Genomic DNA, 22,727 nt, shown 5'->3' with positions numbered 1-22,727 from the left:
CCCGATGCATATCATTAGCGGGCGCACACTGTGCTCCCCTACATTGTCTCCAACATAAGGATAGCGGCAGGGGCAGACCTGTGCGTCTGCCCAAAGAGACAGCAAAATTAACGGGTGGACACATAGGTCCACACTCCACCAATATGTCGCATTTAAATACTATGACATAATATCACCACAATGTGTCACAACTACTATTGCTACTTATCTCTATTTTATAATAAAATCAGTCATTTTCGTTTCTTCCCATTCGATTCCTTTGGGAGAAATATTAGAATATAAAGTTATTAAATCATTTTCACCAATAATAGCTTTTAAATGAAAATTCATTTCCTTTGGTTGCAAGTATTCATCGTATAACTGTTGATAGTTTTTATTTCCACTTTCCTTCGCCTCTTTAATATATCCGACCGTATCTGGGTCTCTATCATAATTTTTATGTATCAGCTTATATGAAAAAATAGCTTCAACATTCCCATTCACAACTTCTTCCTGATAATCTGATATTTGAAAATCTAGCAACTCATAGTATGGAGAGAAAGCTTTTCTACATTCTTCTTTCATATATGCACTTACTTTATCATAGTTTGTGTCATCAGTTGTTTCTTCTGTATCAACGGAAGCCTTATTGTCATTTGTTATACTACCAATTTCTTTTTGTGTAGTTATATCATTACATGCAGAGACTCCAAATGCTACAAGTATTGCTAATAAAATCATTATAATTTTTTTCATCTTATACCCCCTCTGGTAATTTAGTTTCATCAGTAAAAATCAGTGTTACTGCTTGGACCAAGTCCATTTCTTCAAATCTTGAAGGTGAAAAGAAATCTTCCATAGTATAGCTTCTCATACTGGTACCACTGTCATAAGTCATAATAGCAACAGGTATTTCTTTATTGATTTCAATCCTTTGAAAATCTGTCAGAAACCCTTTTGAAGATGCTACAATTTCAGAATCGACATCCAGAGTATCAGTTTGATATGATGCCCTTCCCATTGTGTTGATATTGAAATCTATTGCATAGTTGTCTTTAATCATCATCGCAAACGTACCTTCTAATCTATCATCTGGATTGGCATCCTGCCCTAATGACACCTGCCCACCTCCCATAACATTCCAAGTGTCGTTATCATTCAAAACATAAACATTTACTTTAAGGCTTCTTGCAGTTTTAGGAGCTTTAAAAGATATGATATTTGTATCCTTTTCAAGTCCTAACGACTGCAGAAGATATGTATCACTTTCTGACAACTCATAGGGTGCAACACCTTCCTTACTGAGTAATTTCGGTGTACCTGTGTTGTTTGAACAAGCAGAAAACACCATTATAATAACAATAATTAAAAATATTGTAAAAAATCTTCTCATTCTAATTGCCTCCTTGTTGCCGTGTTTTCATGAATATCTACAAAATTGCTAGTGCATCATAATCAGGATTTTCACGGATGATTTGCTCCTCCCATGCCACATATTTATTTTCTTGAGATATTCTTATAGGCATATTCTGACGTCCATCCACTCAGGTATATCTGAAGAAAATCCATTATTAGATATTTCATCGCGTTAACTTATCCATAAACGATTATAACTTCTCCAAAGGGTGGCTTTCATATTCAAGAAAACTATCCAAACTATACCAGTAAAAAATGTAATTGATCCTATCAGAAACTCTACTCAACTATTTCATTTGTAATAAAATTATATTTAAAATATTTTTGATGTTTTTGTTTTTTATTTAGGTGATAGACTGATGTATAACTATTACCGACTTCAACTTTTACTATATCGTCTTCAAAATGAATTATTTTTTCGCTTTTGTCAGGAAAATATATCTTTACGATCTTATCTTCATAGAAATGAATTACAGTACCTTTTATATATATATCACTCATTAGAGTACTATTGCCATCTTCTAATGATATATTCGTATGCTTAGTATCGACGATAAACTCCATTCCCGGATATATTTCATGGAATGGTTCGGCCTGAGACGTGAAATAATTTTTCGCATGTTCAGTCTTTATAAGGTCATTTATTTTATCAATACCGTATAATAGAGCAAATAGAATCATTCCAAGTACTACTGTTCTTCTAAGTATAATCGGAAATAATGACTTATGCTCTTTTATTAAAACTCTTTCATTATTACTGTGATCAACAGAATTTATTTTCAAAGCGAATTCTTTTTCTAAATGATTCTCTATGGTAAATTGATATGTATTATCATCATTTTTTTCATTGAAGGGTGAAACTTCATAGCCTTTTTTCTTGTATATTTGGCGAACCTCTTCAGCAACACCTAAGGATCCATTTATGGTTATCGTTCTGATATCCTCAAAATCATAATGATTGTGCATCCATGTCCAATGTTCAAGTGGCTTTGAATGTTTAATCAAACCTATAATCTTTGATATTAAATCAATTGGAATATTTTCACCTAATGTATTATTAATATGCGTAGCGGCTGCGATACCACTATCTTGAATTATCATTGTTGGATCACACTCATTTATTCTTACTATACCCTTTTTCAAAACCAACATTGGACAAACAAATTTTTCGGTTTTCTGGTATTCTAATTCATTTAAATTGTCTTTTAACCATGTCTTAAGCAAATTGACATGTCTTACATTCTCATCAATAGAATTTGTTGAGCAATCCAGGGTTTTGCAGTCACCTTTCTGTTTCCAGCCTATTGTAAACAAATCAAACTCGCCATTCCAAGCTTTAGTTTCAATAACAAAAATACCTTTACTAGACAATACCAGATGGTCAATCTGAATAAAATCGTTAGGATTTACTTCAAGTACAATATCGTTCATCAATATATGGTTGCTGCTAAGATAGAAAAAAAGAGCTGTCTTAACAGAAAGCTTACCGTGAAAACCTTGTATTTGCTTTCTGTGCTGAATTTCTAAATCCTTTTGACAAGGTTGACTTACTTGCCCCCTATCATTTGATTCAACTATTCTCCGGTAAAACAAATCTTTTATTTCTCTATTCTGAATCACAATTTTTGCCGGCATCTCGGCTCACCTCACTAGGATGATGTTCATGCATTATATACTTCATTCTAATACTTAGAAGGATGATAGTATGTCAAAACCTGTCGAGCAAACAAAAAAGTGCCGGATAGCATACTTTCCCAAAAGCCGTCCGGCTTAACTTAATGTTGTACTATTCCTATTGATGCAGCAGTAGTTAAAACATATTTTACCTTTCTTTTTTTCTACTTTCTTCACAGTCTCTGACGAAACTCTTCTCTATATTATTCAAATTTATTTCCTAACACAATCTCACTAGCTTACTCTGACACATCATGAAACTACAATGGCCCAATATAAGAATGATGTGGCATATTGGTAGGGTGTGGACCTATGTGTCCACCCGTTGGTTTTGCCGTCTCTTCGGGCAGACATATGCCTGCCCCTACCTCTATCCTTATGTTGGAGACAATGTAGGGGAGCACAGTGTGCGCCCGCTAATGATATGCATCGGGAGAACAATGTGCTCCCCTACAGGAAATAACAGCCTGTCGGTATGTGATGCATGGAACACTCCCTGTATGTCGCATTTTTCTGCAGATATGTCCCAACCTTTCTTCATTATAGCCTATATCTGTGGAAAATACCAGTATATGGAATATCCTTGCAGCTAAATCAAAAAAGGATGATCCTAGTCGTCCTCTTAATATTTGGCAGATAGTTATCATTTTTCTATTGTAAAAAAACTAAAACCATTGAATTCAATAGACAGAGGTACTCGTTGTGGTTTCGTTTTTATAATAAATTTTGACTTAATCTGCAATCATTCTACTTTTGGTATCTCTTTTTCCCAAAAATACTTCGAAATAACTAATCCTATAATTAGAATAATAAATATGAATACATTAAGCATAAATAATTCTGCTTTTCCAACCCCACCACTGGGAACATCATTAAAATCATTCCATAATTCTTCAGATATATCGGTTCCATTTGCATCATATATTTTGACCGTTGGGAATTTATTTTCATTATCTACTTCATATATGTTTAAAAAAGTACTACCATCAACATTGCCATTAAACAATTCTACTGCATCTTCTATCAAAAACCCTGAAAAAACCTTATATGATGCTATCCTTCTGCTATAACCACTGCCTCCAACAGCTACATAATTACCTTTTGAAGTTTTAAAACCATAACCTACAATATAAAAATTGCCACCACCATAATTAGTATTTCTTATCTGGTATTTCCCATTTATACCTCTATGTAATGGAGTGAATCCAAAGAGACCTTCTACATCTCTATCTCCATAAAATACCAAAAGCTTATTGTCCACCCTTATTCTGTCTATGATAACTGGATTTTTAACCCCACGGTTATTTTCAAAAGGTGTGGTGAACTCCATAATAGCTTTCTCTATCTCAACCTCATTATCTCTTATGCTATATTCATCATTATACAACTGGTATGCTGCAAATATGGTTAACAGCATTACAATACCTGCGATTATTCTATTTTTCTTCATTAGACAATTTCTCCCTTTTGATTATTTACAGATACTACAATATAAACCATTCACATAACGCATAATGAATAAAACTTGAAAAATAAGGACATTTAATACGCTCCTTATTTATGTCAAATTATATTTTATACGAAGCAGGACTAAGCTAGAATCTCTAAATATCTTTCTCAGTGATTGACTCTAAACAACTAGATAGTTCCTCTAAAACGCTTTTATCTCCATTGCTGATTCTGTATTCAATTCGTATTCGTTTTGTATTAGAAATAGCAACTTTATTATCGGAGTAAACAATTAGATCTTGTTCCCTATAATGATTTTCAGGGGTACGATAAATTATAAAATATTTATTCTTTTCGATAACATGCATTATTCAAGGAATATAGCTTAACCTTTTTTCATTATAGTACATATGCCAGGAGAATTCCAGCACGTGAAATAACCCATAAATCAGATAAGAAAAGGATGATCCAGCCATCCTTTTCTTATCTGACAGAGGTTTATCAGTTTTTTCAGTATGCTATAAAAATACCGTATCATTTGTACGCTGAATCGCAGTGATTTTTGCCGGCTATTCGGCTTTGCAATTATGATGCAGCATAGAAAGAATGTGCTATCGGACGGGTTGTAGAACCCCTTTTAGTTTAAACCTATATTTTCTTGCGTTTTACTAACCCTAGAATTAACCAGTAAAGATACTCCTGCTAGCACCACTAATGAAATTGCCGCTATCAAAAATCTGAGACCTATATCTTCGTAATGAAGGCTGTTTGAAATCCGGTTTATAATAAAAGGTGAAACAAACATACCAACATTTGAAGCACTGGTTGTTAAAGCTATGGCGGTAGCACTAAGCTCTGGTTTTACAGAGGATGAAACATTAAATATTGCTGTAGGCATTATCGTAGACAATCCAAAGCCTGCACAACCGGCTGCTACAAAAACAGAAATGAGGTTTCCAACGGCAAAAACCATTAACATCCCAAAAGCTGTTACTATAATGCCTACCGATATCAGATAGCTTTTGAAAATTCTTTTAATATGCCCGTATGCAAACCCCGTAAACGCTCCAATTGCAACCATAAATGAATTGGCTAATCCGCCGGAGGTTGCATTTCCTAAGCTATTCGTAGCAATAACAAGAGATACATTGGATTGGAAAACAAACAGGAAACAAGCATAGCAAAATACCAGGAAGCAGGTAGAATATACTACATAATTTAATTTACTCTTCTCTTTTGCAGTGCTAGCAACTTCTTTGATTGGAGCCTCCTTTGGTAAACCTTTTATTACAAGCAGTAAAACAGGGATAAAAATAACGTAAATGAGGTAGGATGACCTCCAATCCATTCCAGCTAAGACTCCGGATATTAGCAGTATCACCATACCGCCAAGATTAACAAAAGCTGACTGTAAGCCCATAAGTGTACTGCATTCTTCTCCCTGGAAGTAATCTGATATAAGGGCCATTGACAGGGTGGAGTTTATTCCTTGACCCACTCCAATGAATGCACTAGCAATAAGAAGTACATAAATACTGATGCCCCCCATCAGGAAAGCCAATGCCCCACCAAAAAAACCGCACAAAAGTCCAAAAATCACAATATTCTTTTTGGAAATTCTTGTAGAAAGGGGACCAGAAACTAATGCAAACACCATTCCCAACAAAGCTGGTAAAGTCAAAACCATCTGGATAATAGACTGCCCTACTTTAGGATAATAATTTAAAATATCAGCTAATATTGCCGAAATCGTCATCGATGCCATTAGAACAGATGAAATTGCTAATATGGCAACCTTTATCTTTTTTTTATCCACTTATAAAACACCCCTTTTTCATAATTATGATAGTTTTTTGACTGACTTGTTTAACCTTTAAAGATCCCCCTCGCACCCTCCTGGATAATTTATATGCAACAAATAATCTACTAAGAAAAAAGAAGCCTCCAAAGACGAACTTCGAAGGCTTTATATTTGCATGGTTCATTATTTTATATGCAAAATCTAGAACATTTCTTTGCTCATTCTATCAATCTCTTTATTGAGGGTCTCATATACCCCTTCAAATGATTCAATAGGTAAACCTGAAGTCTGGCATGGAATAAAGTATTTGCTGCCATTGGCTTTGCAAGCCTGTGCCACATGTTCAGCAACAATCTCAGGTGTCCAGCTTGGGAAGTCTACTAACCCGCTGTGAATGCCTCCCATAAAGGAAATTTTTCCACCGTATTCCTTAATTAGTTCAGGTATGTTGTTGGTGTTCATAACTCCCTGCCAAATATCTACACCCATTTCGATCATATAAGGAACCAGATTAGCGGCATAAGAATCACTGTGATGAACAATAAGTTCTACCCCATTGGCTTTATAAAATCCATAAATTTTCTTGTATGCAGGCAAGAAGAATTCTTCAAACATTTCAGGGGATATGAAGGAGCTTAATTGGCTGCCCCAGTCATCATGGTGCAAAATAGCATCGGGACGGATCTTTTCAATGCAAACTTTAGCAAAATCCAGTTCATACTGAGTGAGGGCCTCAATCAGTTCATGCATGGCTTCAGGCTCTTCATATAACGCCATTAATGCATTTTCCATACCCATTAGGTGATGAGTCATCTCAAAGATACCAGGTGCAAAAAATGCAGCCACAAATTCTTCATTGCGGTCAATAGCATTTGCCCGTACAATCGCTGCAGCCCATGCTTCATCTGAGGTTTCGATAGTAGGAATGGTCACATATTTTTTCCACTCAGTGATATCTTTTATTACTGTATGTTCCTTATCATGTACAGGAAACATGCCAAGCTGCCCTTCTGGCCATTGCCATGTGATACCCCAATGACATTTCCATGTCTGGCCATAATTGAACTCAACCCCTAATGGAGCTTCCATGATAAGGTTCATAAACTCATACTGCTTAACAAATCTATCGGGATTTCCGCCTTTAATCGTTTCCAATAAATTCTGTCTTTTTGTTAACATATATCATTACCCCCCTTATATTTACGGTATGGCTTAAGCTGTTGCCATAACTGCTACTAATTCTTTTGCTTTGATCGCAGCACTACCTGCATCCGGAGAATAGCCATCGGCCCCGATCTCTGCTGCATACTCAGGAGTTACGGGGGCACCGCCAACCATGACCCTAAAGCCTGTTAAGCCGCTGTTTTTGATAGCTGCGACAGTTTCTTTCAATGCTGGCATTGTGGTGGTAAGCAAGCCAGAACAGGCTACTATTTTTACATTGTCATTTTCTTTAATTGCATCCACAAATTTTTGTACAGGTACATCTACCCCAAGGTCAACTACATTAAATCCTGCACTTTCAATCATCATAGAAACTAGATTTTTACCAATATCATGCAAATCCCCTGCAACTGTACCGATAACACATGTGCCTAAAGAAGAAGTACCGGCACCTGCCAGATGAGGTTTAAGCACTTCTACCCCCTTAGCCATCGCTTTTGCTGCTACAAGCATTTCTGGTACAAATATTTCTCCAGTTGAGAACTTTTCCCCTACAACTCCCATTCCTTCGACCATCGCATTAAGGACGTCTGTTGCTGAACATCCCTCACTTAATGCTTCTTGCACCAATCCAGGAACCAATTTTGTTTTACCTGCCTCCACCTGAGCTTTTACTTCTTGAAGTTTTGACATCATAAATTCCTCCCTCTTAAATTATCTATTTTATTTATGATTAAGAACTACTTTTGTGGACCAAATATACCTTCTCTATATGCACCAATGTACTCCATACAGTATTCGTCCATACCCAACAATGCTTCTGTAGCATAAATCATGCCCATCATATCCCTGCTTAATGGATCCATAATCACACTGTCCATGCCTGCATTCATTGCAAGAACCACAAAGGCTTGGTTTACGATTTTTCGAACCGGCAGATTGAAGGATACATTACTTGCAGCCCCTGTCACATGAATGGTTGGATACTGTGCTTTTATTTCTTTGATCACATCAACAACAGTCTTGACACCGTCTTCTGATGTACAAAGCATCTCTACCAGTGGATCTATGTGCAAACGGGATGGGTCAATGTTATATTCTTTAGCTTTTTTCATAATGCCTGCAAATACTTCCATGCGTTTTTCAGCAGTTTGAGGGATACCTGTATCGTCACACAAGAGAGCAGCGCACTGCCATTTGGTATCCGCTATAATAGGAAATATTACATCAATTTTATCTCCTTCCAGTGATACTGAATTTACAAGACCAGGCTTGTTGCAAAACTTTATTGCTTCTGCACAGACTCCGGCACTAGGACTGTCAACAGCAATCGGCGTATCTGTAACCTCCTGTACCAAGTCAATAAGCCACTTCATTGTTCCAACCTCAATGGTTTCGTCTACGGAGGCACACACATCAATAAATGCAACCCCTGCTGCGGATTGAAGTTTAGCAAGATTCTTAATAAAGTCTGCATCCTTCTCGGCAATTGCTTTTGCTACGGAAGGAATAGAACCGTTGATTTTTTCACCAATTATGATCACATCTTCTCCCCCTTTTCCTCTTTAAATTCATATAAGTTAATGCTTATACTGTCTTTCCAAATGCCTTTTGTCTTTCTGCATAAAACATCTGCAAAGTACACCAAAATATTCTCACTAAAAATCTTATCGTAATCGTTTTCCTAATTGTTATAAAATAAATAAATACCCCCTTTTTGTTTGCTAGGCATTCTGATAAAATTTAAAGTGAATTTATTGAAAATTTCGTTTTTAAATGCCATAGTCCTTTGTATGTCTGTCTGATATAATAAAGAACATTTTGTTCACATTGCACAACACCCTTGGGGAGGTCTTGGAAATGGAAAGTTTAGCTGCAAATTTAAGTAAGCAATCTTCTCTGGCACAAAGTTCTCTAAAGCTAATGGATGCGCTCGCAGGGGAAGGTGACTTAAACCGGTTAGTCGAAATAGGGTATGAGATGCTAGGAAACTCAATTTTGATTATCAATATGAGTTTTAAAAGAATTGCCTATTTAAACCACTCTAAAATAAATGACGATCCCGTGTGGAATGAATTCGCCACAGCGGGTTATGCGTCATTTGGTTTAATAAATCATTATACCGCTAATAAGCTCATGCAAATCGTTAATCAAAGTCAATCCTCTTTTATTTGGAGTGATCCTTACTCAAAATATCCCCGGATTATGAGCAAAGTAGCAATCAACAGTAAACAAATCGCTGTTTTAAGTATTATTGCACATGAAAAGCCCTTCCAAGAAATAGATCTTGAACTGGCTGATCTTTTGTCTAAAGCTATATCTATTGCACTGCAAAAGAATAAATTCATTCACTATTCCCGTGAGTTAATGCATGAGGAATTTATTATAGACCTATTATATGGAAAGAAAAAGGACAGAAAAACAATTGAGGAAAGGATTAAAGCACTAAATATCAAATTTAAGAAGAATTTGTATACGCTCACGCTGGATATCAGCAGTTTCGATAAAAGTAAAACCACCTTGCTTTATTTGAAAGATAAGCTTGAGCAAAGCATATCCAACAGTAAAACAGTCGTTTATGATGATAATATTGTTTTAATAGTCAGTTGTGATAACAGCAGGCAATTCTTTAAATCCGAGATGCAGAAGCTAAAAGCTTTTTTAAAAAACCACCAGTTATATGCTGGCATAAGTCGTTGTTATTATGGATTGGAAGAAGTGCAGGAGCATTATTTACAAGCTTTGAACGCTTTAAGATTAGGTATGTCCCTTAATAAAGAAGAATACTTTTTCTCCTATGAGGAATACGCCCTTTATCATTTTGTGGAATCATGCTCCAATATTGAAAATCTCAAGAAAGCATGCCATCCTTCTCTGTTGAAACTAATAGAGTACGACAGGGAGAATAAAACGAATTATACCCGTAGTCTATATGCCTTTATTCTTCATTCCCAAAGAATTACTGAATCTGCCAAAGATTTGAATATTCACCGCAATACAATGTTCTACCGGCTTGAGAAAATTCAAGACATTATAGATATCGATATAAATAACCAGAATACATCTCTTCATTTACATTTATCTTTTAAAATTCTAGAGTTGTTGAAAATTGATTTACCCTAAGGGCAATTCCCCAAATATAAATGAAGAGGATGGAAAAATTTTACTGACTCTATCTATAAGACACGTTATGTGTTTCCATATTGAAAGTATATTGTCCGTTAAAATACTCACAATCTTCCTTACTCCAACGAACATCTACAACTACTGTTTCTTCATTTTCCCATCCAGCTATGCTGAAATACGGGTCAGGTCTGTTTTCCTGCGGTTTCACGCTTTCACCATAATAAGAAGCAATATCAGTCAGTACGGGTAAAGATATTAATTTTTTATATTTTGTATCAAAAACAATACTTTCTCCATAAGTTCGTGCTTCATAATAAATCCCTACATACCGGCCATCAGGCGACCATGCAAAATCCACAGTGTAATATCCGGGTTCCATTTTCCAGATAATTTCATCATTATCTACTTGCAACACACGGATACCCTCATAGGGATAAAGCCCCCCTGCAGTGATCGTAGTAACTGTACCGTATGCTTCAGCACGATATTCACCAGTGGGAGAAAGACAAGTTTTGGTTTGATTTTTAGGATTTGTATCCGGTATTATACTTTCTATGTTTGATTGCTTTTCTTTTTCAACACATCCTACGCAGAGGATAATAAAAGCAAAAAATATTATAAACACTTTTTTCATAATTTTACCTCACAAAATGTGAATAATCCCTTTACATAAAATTCCGCGATTGCGGCGTAATTGGAGAAGAATACCTTCGAATGCGGGCGAACACTGTGCGGCCCCTACATTTTGCATTGCTTCAGGAAGGTATCCCTGTTATTCCGAAGGCTGTGAAGGATCAGGATATACTTCTGACACCTTTCCACTGACTAGCCAGCATACCATAAATAACATGATTGACATAATGGTCATAAAGCCATTCTGTTTCCCTCGAAATTCCTTCGTTAGTAAACCCTAATCTTTCCGGAATCGCCCTGCTCTTATAGTTTTTTTCAGCACATCTGATCTCTACCCTATTTAGATTTAATTCTGTTAATGCATATTCTACAAATGCCTTAGTTGCTCTTATCATTATGCCGTTTCCCTGATAATCTTTTCCCAGCCAATAACCTATACTTGTTGATTTATTCGCCCAATCCACCTTGTGATAACCTATTACTCCAGCTAAATTTTGCTTGTACCATATTCCTGCCTGAAATCCATGATTGGATGCAAATTGTTTTTTAGTCATTTCTATAAATGCTTTTGTATCTTCAACACTCTTGGTATCATCCACCCACGGAAGCCATTTCCTCAGGTATAGCCTACATGCGTCAGTTAAATCATATAACGCCTCCGCATGATTAATATCCAGCATTTTTAGTTCAAGATCCTTATCTACTATGTATTTAAACATGTTCTATCCCCTCCTTTATCATCCTATCATTTACAAAAAATACTCTGGTTTTACTACGCATAATCTCTCTGTTGAGGTTAAGAAAGATATCTATAAGAAAATCGCATTTCTAAAGGATTTTCTCTTCTTTCAATTCTCTTATTGCATTTTTCACTGCTAACTTTACTACAAAATACAATATTAAAGCAGGAACAGCAAAGTACAATGGAAGTAGAATAATTCCAAAAGTAGCAAGTCTCATCATTAACCCAACTCCTTCCTAGCCGGAAATAATTACACAATTTTCCCGTAAACATACGTTAACTCTTCTTCATTATTAAGTACCTCTGTTGCAAAGCCTTGTCCCCAGTATTTTTTACCTACACAATATCCAACGTCTCCACACAGGTCGTTTTCATTCACTACAAACAGTCCAATCGCCCCTATAGGTTGCTTATTTCCTTTTAATGCAATTGCCCATTGATAAAAGGATAGAATGTTTTTAAAGCTTCTTTCCCCTAATATAATACTTATATTGCATCATCAGACTTGAAAAAGTCCTCTTTAATTTCATCTTCCAGGTCCCAAATCGACCATGCAGCTTCAAGAAAATTACCTTCATTGTCTCTAAAATAAAAATACTTGGCCTCTCCATTGCCTAAAACATTGATATTTTCAACTTCCACACCATTTTCCTTTAGTATGTTATGGGTATATTCTATATCAGGGCAGGCCATTGCCATTATTGGAAATTTGATACCATTTCGAATAATTGTAAGGGGTTTATGATTTTCTGTTTCAACGAGTACTACCGCAATAGCATTTTTATGCGGATAATGCAAAACGCCAATGAATGACCCACGATCTTCAAATTTATCGACTAACTTTAGCCCTAAATACTTTGTGTACCAATTAATCGATTCTTCTATGCTGGTAGTTGGCAAATATGAATATCCAACTCTAGTAAATAAAATTGGATTTTTCAATCTACTCACTCCTTCCTCCAGTTTATGCATCTCTATATTTACAGCTCTGCTATGAACCTTAAAGCCTAACTTTTTATATAATTTGATTGCTCTGATATTTTCTTGAGCAACAAATAATTGCAATCTGAAATTTGCATAGTCTCTAAGGAGCGTCTCTAATAATTTTGTTCCGATCCCCAAATCCCGTTTATCAGGTATTACATAGAAGTTAGACAGGATTAATAAATCTTTATACACGCGCTCTACACAAATATTTGCAATCGCCTGTTCTCCATCGTATACACAAATCCACTCCATGTTGTTAGGATTAAATTCTGTAAATTCCTTATTATAGCTATCTTTATATATTTTAGATATCCTCTCCCACTCATTTCTATCAATTTTTTTATATTCAATAGCCTTATTCCCTGTAGACAAACGGCCTGATTCATACACCATGATAAGATAGTAGGAAATAGAATCTGTTTTAATCGATTTTATAAAGTCTTCCATTTCGTTTTCTATGAAATTTTCCTCCAGATCATAGAAATTATATTCTTTATAGTATTGATTAAACCATCTCTTACGAAATGTTTTATCTCCCCTTAAAGTAACTGCTTGACTCTCTTCCCAGAATGCGGCCAAACTACTAATCTGTTTGCTAGGATTGTACTCAATCTCATATTTAAAATCAGCCACTTTATTTACCAGTCCCCGTATAATATAAGCATTCAGATACTCATTTTTTATTAAGTAATCCAATATTTCTTGCAACAGAATCCCTCCATATCCTCTATTATAAATCAGATAAAGTTTTACACAGCATTTTTTTGCAATACCCTCTGATCTGGCGAATATTTAAGCTCAGAGAAATTCTGTGAACACAAGACTTTCGTTGACTTTTTGCTATTGCACTTCCACAGTGACTATATAATCATACCCCTTCGGTGCATGATCCTCTGCTTCTTTATTACATATCAGCTGAATATCTTTGCCAAAATGCTTTGCAGCCAGCCAAATATGACATATCGCAATACCCATATCAATCTTATTGATTTTTTCATATAAAATGGCTTTAAGTATATTTGATTTTATGCAATAGGCATGAATCATGCTTTCTCCTCCTGCAAAAAACCAAGGTTGACTATTTATTCCAGAAGGAGCCAGTCGGGCAGCTTCCAGCAGTTCATTCATACCAGAGGTGTTGCTGATATCTTCTAACGACTTTCTCTTAAATTCTATCAAACTCTCTCTATGAAGCGGCTCCATTGGCTTTCCAAAAGCCAATGCGATGACAAATTCAAGCGATTTGTTCGTTGACATCTCTTTTGCAGGTTTTGCCATTCCTACCCAGCAGCTTCCCATACCGTTAGCGGAGAGATATAAATCCACCTGCTGCAGCAGAAATCCTGCATTCTCTAAATAACCATCTTTCACTTCCGAATATATCAAAACATAATGAGGTGCTTTTATTGGCCGCAGGCTCTTAATATCTTTCAGTGGCACAATCTTCATCTCTGTTTTAATATCCTCATACATTGGTTTTAAAGTACCTAAATAGAATGAGATTTCATCCAGCTTATTCTCCTCTATTGGCGTAGTTTCATATTTTCTGATCGATTTTCTCTTAAAAATTATATTATAGTAACCTGTTGGTTTCATTATTTAACCTCATTTCATATAAATGCTTGTAAATTATTTATATTCGCCTATTCAAACTGACATATTCTTTAAAGAAGCTTTCAGCCCATAACTTTACGCCGCAGATTTACTTCTAAAACCTTTATCCTATAATTATTTACAGCACTTTGTTTCCATTATCATAAACGATTTGTCTCTTATCCTTATAATATATTTTTTATAATACATGTATAGGTTACGGATATTTGGACAAAATACTACTAATGAGAATATAGTGATACGGCATTTTAGTCCCCCTTTAGTGCCAATAAATCACTCTATTCTCATTTTTCATTCAACAGCTTAAGCTATATACTGTAATATATCCTTTAGGTCCTCCGTTCTAATATATACGTCAGCTTTACCAATCAAACTTTCAGAATAATTGATTGCTATTGATTTTCCACTATGCTCAAATACATCCAAATCAGAATCACCATCGCCTACAGTGATGCAATCTTTTAAGGATATATTTTTGTTTCTACAGTAGGAAAATAAGCTTTTTAGTTTTCCACCTTCTCCAAAATGTTCTAAAATCCTTCCTGTAAAAACATTGTTATCAACCTCATAATAACTTCCATAGACCTGATCAAAACCAAATCGTTCTCCAACAAGGGCTGCAACCTGAATCGGTCCTGCTGTAACCAGAATACATTGTATGCCAAGTTTCTTTAAATGCTTAATCACAAAATCAATATTATGAATAAACTGAATATGTTGTTGAAAACCATCCACTACTTGATCCATACGCAAACCCTTCATGTAGGCTGCCTTTAAATAATCTGCTTCTATCCATGAAAACTGACCCTGATCCTCTTTTTCTTCAATCTCTAAAACATCTTTTTCCCGTCCATTCAACACACATAAATACCTTACAGAATTCGTATTTCTAATCAATGTACCATCCATATCGAAACAAAATAATCTAAAACCTACCTTCATAATCAAATATCCCTAAATCTTTTTTATACATAATCCTACCGTCTATAACCGTCATCAATACCTTTACATCTTTGAGCTTATCGGACTCAATGGTAAAGATATCTTCTGACAGTACTGCAAAGTCTGCAGCTTTTCCTACAGCAATAGAACCTTTAAAATTCTCCTCAAAGGAAGCATACGCAGCTCCTAGTGTAAATCCATAGAGGGCTTGTTGGACAGTCAATCGCTGCTCCGGCATCCATCCTCCTGGGGGATGTCCCTTTAAATCTTTCCGTGTCACTGCTGCATATATACCCGGCATTACATCAAAGGGCTCTACCGGACAATCCGATCCGCAAGCCACATGAACGCCTTTTTCCATCATGGTTCTCCAATTATATGAAGTTTTGGCCCGTTCCTTTCCTACTCTCTGTTCTACAATGTGAAGATCATAGTCAATAAAAATTGGTTGAATATGGGCAATAACATCTAGTTCTTTATATCTATTTAATAATGTCTCATCGGTTATCTGACAGTGGATGATTCCATGGCGCGCGTTTTCTCTAAATTTTCCCTGTTGGGCTTTCTCAATACTGTCAAAAGCCATATCCATAACCTTGTCTCCAATACAATGTATTGCCAGCTGCATACCGGCATTATGGGCAATAGCTACTAAACGGTCTAACACCTCTTGTGTATATATACTGATTCCATAATTTGTTGGATCATCCGCATAGGGTTCCCACAGATAAGCAGTTCTCGCTCCTAATGAACCGTCACACAACAGCTTGAGGGGTCCAATTTTAAAAAATTCATCACCTTGCCCTGTATAATAACCTAAATTCAGAAATCTCTCCAATCTCTCAACAGTAGGGAGTAAACACTGCTCATACACTCTTATAGGGAGCGCTCTGCTTGTTTGCAGCTCTTGATAGGCGCGAATAATGATTTCAAAGTCCTTTACAGGCAGCGCTTCAAAATCATCGGTTTGAACAGAAGTAATCCCTTGCCGCAGCGCAAGGACTGAGGCATCTAAAATCATTTGCTTTATGTCCTCCAGTTTTGGCTCTGGTATATGTTCATAAATCAGTTTCAATGCCTTCTCTCTAAAGATACCTAAGGGTTCTCCTGATTCATCCACATCAAAATGGCCTCCATGGATTTGAGGTGTATGCTTAACAACATCCATGACCTCCAGCGCTTTACTGTTTACAACAGCCACATGCCCACAGGCTCTAGCAAGACATATAGGATAATCCGTAGTTATTTGGTCTAAATCGTATCTTGTAGGGAAGTTATTATCTATGAAAAAATCTTGATTCCAGCCCCTTCCTTCCATCCATTTGACGGAATTAAAGATTTTCCCCTCTGCAAAAGTCCTACATCGATGGATCATCTCCTGGACGGAAGTTACTCCTGTTAAATCTACTTGTTGCAAACTGGCTCCATAGTGAAGCAGATGCATATGACTATCATGAAAACCGGGTACCATCGTTCTATTCTCTAAATCGATCATCACTGTATCTTGATTCTGCAAGCTTTTTATCTCTTGATTTTCTCCAAGGTTTACAATCCTTCCACCTTTAACAGCCACTGCTTCTGCTTTTGGATTTTTTTCATCCATCGTTATGATATTCCCATTAAAATAAATCACATCCATTTCTGTACCCCCTATCGTTGATCTCCTTGTACTCTTATCATACCTGCACCATTAAAGATTTACAAGGTGTAGATGTCAGAGAATTCTATATTTATCCTTTCTACATTGACCTCTTTTGTCGCTGCTACTTCTGCTTCATGATGGTCATCATCTCTTTCCATAAGTACCACTGGAAGTTCAATGATAAATTCGCTTCCTTCCCTTATATCACTCTCTACGAAGATCCTTCCCCTATGAAGCTCTACCAACGACTTTACAAGAGACAAGCCGATTCCGCTTCCTTCTTTTTCACGCCGTAGCGAGGAATCTACTTGTCGGAATCGCTCAAATATAATATTCTTCTTATCTGGAGGAATTCCTATCCCTGTATCCCTCACCGAAATAGCCGTCCAATCTCCTTTATCATAAACACTAACCTCAATTTGACCTCCCTGAGGTGTAAATTTGATTGCATTTGATAGTAGGTTTAGCATTACTCTTTCTAATTTTTCACCATCACAGGCCATAATTTTTTCTTCAATTTCTGTATCAAAAACCAGAGAAATTCCTTTCGTTTCTACAAAATCTGCAATCGATAGTGTAATATCTTCCACAATTCTAACAATGTTGCTGTTCTTAGCGTTTAGCCGCATAAACCCTGAATCTATACGGGTAATGTCAATGAGATTGTTGATAAGCTTGAGCAATCGATAGCAATTCTGCATCATAATTCGTGTGTATTTATCTAAGGGTACATGGCAATTACACCCTGAATCTGTGGATTTTTTCATTTTAAGCAGTTGAACACTGCCTAATATAACATTGAGCGGCGTTTTTAATTCATGAGAAATATTAGAAAAAAATTCGGTTTTTAGCCGATCATATTCTGTAACTTCATCTAACAATTTATCCTTTTCTAACATTGCCCTTTGCAGTTTTTCGGTTTTTTTCCGTTCACTGATATCCCTAACCACACTGATGATATACATCTCACCTTCTTGAAGGAAGGAAGTTCCCCCTATTTCTACATCAATGACACTTCCATCACGAAGTATCATCTTTTCTTCCACAAAACCTACTGTTGTTTCCATAGAAGTTAATTTTTTTAACCGTTCACTGGCCCGGTATTTATAATCCGGATGAAGATTAAACAACAGCTTGATTTTTATGTCTTCAGCCTTATTGCAATTCATTAGCCTTAATGCAGCTGTATTGGCCGCTATGGGCTCTTCTCCCTTATGTAAGAACACAGCATCCGGCAAAAGCTCAATCAGCTTTCGATGATGAACTTCACTCTCCCTTAAACCCTTTTCTGCATTTTCCTTCTCTGTAATATCTCGATAAGCCCATACCTTTCCATAGAAAATTCCATCTAAGATTAAGGGGCTTGATACCCTCTCGATGATCCTGCCATCTCTCATTTCTAAATAATCGGTGTATTCGTTTGGCATTTTCTGAATCTGCTCTGTTGTCTTTTCAAATTCATCCGGATCAACAAACTTGTCCTTTCCTATTTCTATCAGATGTATGCCATTATCCAGATCTAAATGTTGAGGCAAATCGAACATTTCATAAAATAGATTATTTGAGTGGATAAGTTGTCCGGCATTATCCGTGACGAGAATTCCATCCCCGACTGCATTTAAAATTCCCTGCAATTCCTCCTTTTCCTTTCTCAACTCTGTTTCAGCTCTTTGCCTTATAACTACTTCTGAAAATAGTTTCTGATTTGATTGATGTAAAAGTTCATAGGGTTTTCTCATGCTGGATTCCACCAATGCCTTATACATAAAATATATAGCTATTATCTTGAAAATGTGCCCCAGCAGATGGGAAAAATCGCCGATTTGTTGGGAGAATAAAAAAGAAATTTGACAGGCAAAAGCAGCGCAAAAGTATCTCGTCATATATGTAAAGATCTTTACAGGGATGTGTGCCTTGTTCTTTATAAATAATAAAAAGGCAAAAACAGAAATGCCTAATAATATGTACTCAATCATATATTGAAGAGGTGTAAAACCTATCCCAGCCACATAACTTTTAGGCAAATCTCTCCAAAAGTATAGAATCAGTAACACTCCAAATGAAGCTATCAAATAGCTCAAAAATACTTTTGCAAAGTCAATTCTGTGCTTTAGATAATTCAAACATACCAATAAAGATATATATTCCATACCGCTGCTGATTATCCAAAATTGTACAGAAGTATTATGAACATATGCATAAAAATAAGTGGACTCCATAAAAGTAATGATATGTAGAAGGAGAAATCCAGCGATAAATCCTTGTGCAATTCCTAAAAAAATCAGCCAGTTATTTTCATTGATATGATAGGTATTAAAGGCAATAGTTGCCATAATAAAAGAGACTACTACACCAGTCAATTCTATGACGCTGTGAAAGAACCTGTAGTCTCGCATGCTTAATCCAATGAGACACCCTACCAATAAGATTAATGAGATGATTTTTATGGTCTCTACTTTTTTGTCAATCTGTTGTTCAAGGTAATTAAATGGATGATCTTTTCTTTGAAAGCTTTTTTTCTTTTCTGCCATCTCCATAATTTGATCACCTTTCCTCGTAGTCATTATTGAGACTAATATTTTTATACATTATTGGAAGAATTCAACAAATTACATTTTTCTCCTTCTTTGTAATAAATTAATTAAACAAAGAATCATTTTTAGTTATTTTTCTATAAAAAAATGATACCCTCTGCTCATCTTGCGCAAGCGGATATCAACCTGATCCTTTTGTAATAATCCTTATTCTAAGGATCTAACTTCTATCCATATTCTAAGAACATCCGTTAAGTGGATCTTATTTACAAGTAATTGATGTTCTTTTCCATTTACTTTCATAATCCTGCGATCAATAATCTCTTCTATCAGATCAACATCAATACTTTTCACTTCTTTTCCCAAAAGCGTTGCGTATTTCTCTTTTACATGTTTTTGTAATGTAATCTCATCAATCTCATTTCCTCCAAAAAGTAGTTCTACTTTTATTTCCTTTAATATAATTTTTTGTTTATTGATAGACTCTTCCAGTTTTTCCAACCGTGTATCTTTATCTTCAATGGTATGCTGCAGTTCGGCAATCTTCTCATAATCTTGATCCAGCCGGTAGCTAATCAACGTACTGATGCTTAAAATCCCTATTAAACCTCCGAGGATCATCCCCGTGATAAAAACCATAAAAAGTTGGGTTCCCTTCCCCTTTATTCTCCCCATAACCTTGCACACTCTCTAAGCAGTTTGACAAGCAAACATCCTAAGTTTGCACCTGTTAAAGCAGTGAAAATATAAATAATCTGTTTGATCACCGACTTCATTTCTCCTTTTATAATGCCTTGCTCAATCACCTCAAAGGAAGGAAAAGTTCCGCCTAAGGCTACCGCCACCGCCCAGATCTTGATAGAACGTGATACTTCTATCATCGTATTGAGGGGCGGATGATTATTGAGCACAGCACTAAGGCCTGCAAATACACTGGCTCCTATAATGACACCAAAGGCAATAAGAAAGTTATACATAAGATTGGCGGTAAAATGAAACATTTCAGCCCCTGCCTCTCTTCAAGATTCCTTTGTATAACATATGACAATCAGAATGATCTTATCACAATACTTATACCTAGAAGAAAAAAACCGGAATTTATTCCGGTTTTACTTGTTCAACCTCCTTGATTCCCTTTTTTATAACCTTTGGTACAGCCAAGTAGCGATCTACGGATACCACTTCTGAACTGATTACTTTTCCGTCTTGATATACTGTTTTTACTAACTGGGATCGATAACCGATCTGTCCCTTTTCTTTGACAACTTCTTTTCCAACTTCAAGGGCAGCATCTTCTTCATATTTTATTGTCGGATCTATTTTGCCCAAAACCGTTGAAGTCAATTTTACTTCTTTCCCTGTCTTTGTGCTGAACAAATCAAAAGTAACACTATTTTTTCCCGCCGCTGCCCGTATATAGATATAGGCATCTGTATTATTTTTGAACTTCAGATCCTTGCTTCCCCAATCAATAGCAGCATCGCGGCTAAGGGGTACATAAGGTACCGTCAGGCTGTGACTGCTTCTCTCCACTATTTCTAAGTCTGTTAGCAACACAGCATTATACAGCGTCGTTGATACTTGGCAAATACCTCCACCTATACCTGTATCCAGTCTTCCATTTACATAAATCCCTGCTTCTTTAAATCCACGGGCTGCTGTTCTCCTGCCTACTACTTCATTAAAAGAAAACACTTCGCCTGGAGCAAGTATCTTTCCATCAATAAAACTTGTTGCTAATCGTATATTGGAAGAGCGTTCTAGCTTTCCTCCATCAAAGGTAGTTGTAAAACTAGCAACCTTTTCTTTGATACCTTGCTGTCGCAGTACATCTCCAGATACCTGCGGCAAAACTTCTTTTAGTGTTAAATAAAATGTATCGCTTTCTTCTTTTAGTGCATTTTCTATTAGATCTGCAGCTAGCGTCTCCTGATCAAATGCTTGACCGTTTGAACCTTCTTGAATAATAATCTCCCCCGCTTGATATAAGAATCGGGCATCTTTAGGTTCTGCTAAAGCCGAATCATCAAATGCCTTCATCGTTTCTTTAAAAATATCTTCATCAAAGCTATAACTGATAATAAACCGTTCACCCTTCTCCTCAATGCTTCTATACTGACTAAATTTACTCAAGAATCCCATATCATTATCTAAGATTAACCTTACTTGCTCCTTAATACTCTCTTTATCAAAGGTAAATCCTAGCTGTTCCAGTGTAAACTCCTGCTGTTGGTTCTCTGGTGCTCCTTCAAATATAATTACGATCTTTTTGTTTAGCTGTGTCTCTACGATTTCATCAATGGCTTTTTCTACATCCTCTAGTCTCATCCCTCCCAGATGTACTTCCTCTACCCATACATTTTTCGGTAAAACCGTATTCATCTTACCAATAGTTTCTATGCTATAGCCATAAACGGGAATCGCCAAACTTGCACATAGAATCAATATAAATAGAAAAACATTTTTTTTATTGATAAGCTTTATCATAATCTTGTGCCCCTTTCCTATATTTTTTTCTTCGATTCTAATCCGCACTTGTACTTCCTGTCCTATCATATATATTGCACTTGCATCCATGAATATGAATCTTTTGTTATAAATCCTTCTATTGTTTTTATACCCACTATTTATTAGACGAAAGAATGTAATCATTATTACAGATTTTATACAAAAAATTTATGTGAATTTTTTCATGTTTTTCAAATCTCTGTTAAATCATTGCTTTTGAATTTGTTTTGCATTTAATTATCCCGGCTGTTTCTTGCCCAGTGTAAAAGGATACACCATAGACCGATGAACACTGTTTGCTCCAACAAATGCAGCAATCTGTGCCGGAGCAGCGGACCTCCTCCGGCTATTTAGAAGTTGCAATATCCGGGTAGATTGAGCCAAACACTCAAACAATCCTTGCCGTTAGATTCAAGAATCATAAAAAAATATATTTTTCGTAGGGGAGAACAGTGTTCTCCCGACACATATATCCATCAAATATGAAACCTAGATTTTATAATAACCATATCCTTT

Annotated in this window: 21 protein-coding genes; 1 reads left to right on the top strand and 20 read right to left on the bottom strand. The window is 36.0% G+C overall.

Annotated elements, in window-relative coordinates; translation table 11 throughout:
* Window positions 1-210: 210 nt before the first annotated feature.
* The 8 genes from Gferi_RS17770 to Gferi_RS17735 form a co-directional block, all read right to left on the bottom strand.
* The gene (locus Gferi_RS17770) at window positions 211-735 is read right to left on the bottom strand and encodes a hypothetical protein (protein ID WP_069978861.1); all 525 of its coding nucleotides are present in this window, start codon (window positions 733-735) and stop codon (window positions 211-213) included.
* A gap of 1 nt (window position 736) precedes the next feature.
* A complete protein-coding gene (locus Gferi_RS17765) occupies window positions 737-1,372 on the bottom strand; it encodes a hypothetical protein (protein WP_069978859.1) in 636 nt (211 codons plus the stop codon).
* A 302-nt stretch (window positions 1,373-1,674) separates the two neighbouring features.
* Window positions 1,675-3,030: a nuclease-related domain-containing protein gene (locus Gferi_RS17760; protein WP_069978857.1), complete on the bottom strand. Its 1,356-nt coding sequence runs from the start codon at window positions 3,028-3,030 to the stop codon at window positions 1,675-1,677.
* Between the two features lie 781 nt (window positions 3,031-3,811).
* The gene (locus Gferi_RS17755; RefSeq protein WP_069978855.1) at window positions 3,812-4,519 is read right to left on the bottom strand and encodes a hypothetical protein; all 708 of its coding nucleotides are present in this window, start codon (window positions 4,517-4,519) and stop codon (window positions 3,812-3,814) included.
* Window positions 4,520-5,155: 636 nt separating this feature from the next.
* Window positions 5,156-6,334: an MFS transporter gene (locus Gferi_RS17750; RefSeq protein ID WP_069978853.1), complete on the bottom strand. Its 1,179-nt coding sequence runs from the start codon at window positions 6,332-6,334 to the stop codon at window positions 5,156-5,158.
* A gap of 186 nt (window positions 6,335-6,520) precedes the next feature.
* The gene (locus tag Gferi_RS17745; RefSeq protein ID WP_069978851.1) at window positions 6,521-7,498 is read right to left on the bottom strand and encodes a uroporphyrinogen decarboxylase family protein; all 978 of its coding nucleotides are present in this window, start codon (window positions 7,496-7,498) and stop codon (window positions 6,521-6,523) included.
* A 33-nt stretch (window positions 7,499-7,531) separates the two neighbouring features.
* On the bottom strand, window positions 7,532-8,179 hold the full coding sequence (locus Gferi_RS17740; protein ID WP_330389373.1) for a corrinoid protein: 648 nt from the start codon (window positions 8,177-8,179) through the stop codon (window positions 7,532-7,534).
* Between the two features lie 44 nt (window positions 8,180-8,223).
* Window positions 8,224-9,027 carry a methyltetrahydrofolate cobalamin methyltransferase gene (locus Gferi_RS17735; RefSeq protein WP_069978847.1) on the bottom strand — a complete coding sequence of 268 codons (804 nt, stop codon included), beginning with the start codon at window positions 9,025-9,027 and terminating at the stop codon, window positions 8,224-8,226.
* A 316-nt stretch (window positions 9,028-9,343) separates the two neighbouring features.
* Here Gferi_RS17735 and Gferi_RS17730 point away from each other — a divergent pair, with 316 nt between their 5' ends.
* Complete coding sequence (locus Gferi_RS17730; protein WP_069978845.1) at window positions 9,344-10,606, top strand: PucR family transcriptional regulator; 1,263 nt, start codon at window positions 9,344-9,346, stop codon at window positions 10,604-10,606.
* 49 nt (window positions 10,607-10,655) lie between these two features.
* Here the strand turns inward: Gferi_RS17730 and Gferi_RS17725 are convergent, their stop codons facing one another.
* The 12 genes from Gferi_RS17725 to Gferi_RS17680 all read right to left on the bottom strand — a co-directional run bounded on the left by Gferi_RS17725 (window position 10,656) and on the right by Gferi_RS17680 (window position 22,190).
* Window positions 10,656-11,243, bottom strand: coding sequence for a hypothetical protein (locus Gferi_RS17725; RefSeq protein ID WP_069978843.1), 588 nt, complete (start codon window positions 11,241-11,243; stop codon window positions 10,656-10,658).
* A 160-nt stretch (window positions 11,244-11,403) separates the two neighbouring features.
* Window positions 11,404-11,961, bottom strand: a complete 558-nt coding sequence (locus Gferi_RS17720; RefSeq protein ID WP_069978841.1) for a GNAT family N-acetyltransferase — start codon at window positions 11,959-11,961, stop codon at window positions 11,404-11,406.
* 109 nt (window positions 11,962-12,070) lie between these two features.
* Window positions 12,071-12,205, bottom strand: coding sequence for a hypothetical protein (locus Gferi_RS29040; protein WP_257785946.1), 135 nt, complete (start codon window positions 12,203-12,205; stop codon window positions 12,071-12,073).
* A gap of 29 nt (window positions 12,206-12,234) precedes the next feature.
* The gene (locus Gferi_RS29505) at window positions 12,235-12,372 is read right to left on the bottom strand and encodes a GNAT family protein (protein ID WP_408607512.1); all 138 of its coding nucleotides are present in this window, start codon (window positions 12,370-12,372) and stop codon (window positions 12,235-12,237) included.
* Between the two features lie 98 nt (window positions 12,373-12,470).
* Complete coding sequence (locus Gferi_RS27695; protein ID WP_083273622.1) at window positions 12,471-13,679, bottom strand: GNAT family N-acetyltransferase; 1,209 nt, start codon at window positions 13,677-13,679, stop codon at window positions 12,471-12,473.
* A 132-nt stretch (window positions 13,680-13,811) separates the two neighbouring features.
* Window positions 13,812-14,567, bottom strand: coding sequence for a nitroreductase family protein (locus tag Gferi_RS17710; protein WP_069978839.1), 756 nt, complete (start codon window positions 14,565-14,567; stop codon window positions 13,812-13,814).
* Between the two features lie 321 nt (window positions 14,568-14,888).
* Entirely contained in the window at window positions 14,889-15,527 is a 639-nt protein-coding gene (locus Gferi_RS17705) for an HAD family hydrolase (RefSeq protein WP_069978837.1), read from the bottom strand.
* Window positions 15,511-17,166, bottom strand: a complete 1,656-nt coding sequence (locus Gferi_RS17700) for an amidohydrolase (protein ID WP_069978835.1) — start codon at window positions 17,164-17,166, stop codon at window positions 15,511-15,513. The genes Gferi_RS17705 and Gferi_RS17700 overlap by 17 nt, the downstream gene beginning before the upstream one ends.
* A gap of 59 nt (window positions 17,167-17,225) precedes the next feature.
* Window positions 17,226-19,706 (bottom strand): MASE3 domain-containing protein, encoded by a 2,481-nt coding sequence (locus Gferi_RS17695; RefSeq protein ID WP_069978833.1) that lies wholly within the window; start codon window positions 19,704-19,706, stop codon window positions 17,226-17,228.
* Window positions 19,707-19,910: 204 nt separating this feature from the next.
* Complete coding sequence (locus Gferi_RS17690; protein ID WP_069978831.1) at window positions 19,911-20,378, bottom strand: hypothetical protein; 468 nt, start codon at window positions 20,376-20,378, stop codon at window positions 19,911-19,913.
* Window positions 20,366-20,704: a YtrH family sporulation protein gene (locus Gferi_RS17685; protein ID WP_069978829.1), complete on the bottom strand. Its 339-nt coding sequence runs from the start codon at window positions 20,702-20,704 to the stop codon at window positions 20,366-20,368. Before Gferi_RS17685 ends, Gferi_RS17690 begins: the two co-directional genes overlap by 13 nt.
* A gap of 97 nt (window positions 20,705-20,801) precedes the next feature.
* Window positions 20,802-22,190, bottom strand: a complete 1,389-nt coding sequence (locus tag Gferi_RS17680) for a VanW family protein (RefSeq protein ID WP_169833013.1) — start codon at window positions 22,188-22,190, stop codon at window positions 20,802-20,804.
* Between the last annotated feature and the right edge of the window lie 537 nt (window positions 22,191-22,727).

Source organism: Geosporobacter ferrireducens (assembly GCF_001750685.1).
GTDB lineage: Bacteria > Bacillota > Clostridia > Peptostreptococcales > Thermotaleaceae > Geosporobacter > Geosporobacter ferrireducens.
The sequence above is the reverse complement of the archived record's forward strand: the minus strand, read 5'-3'. Positions and strand labels throughout refer to the sequence as shown.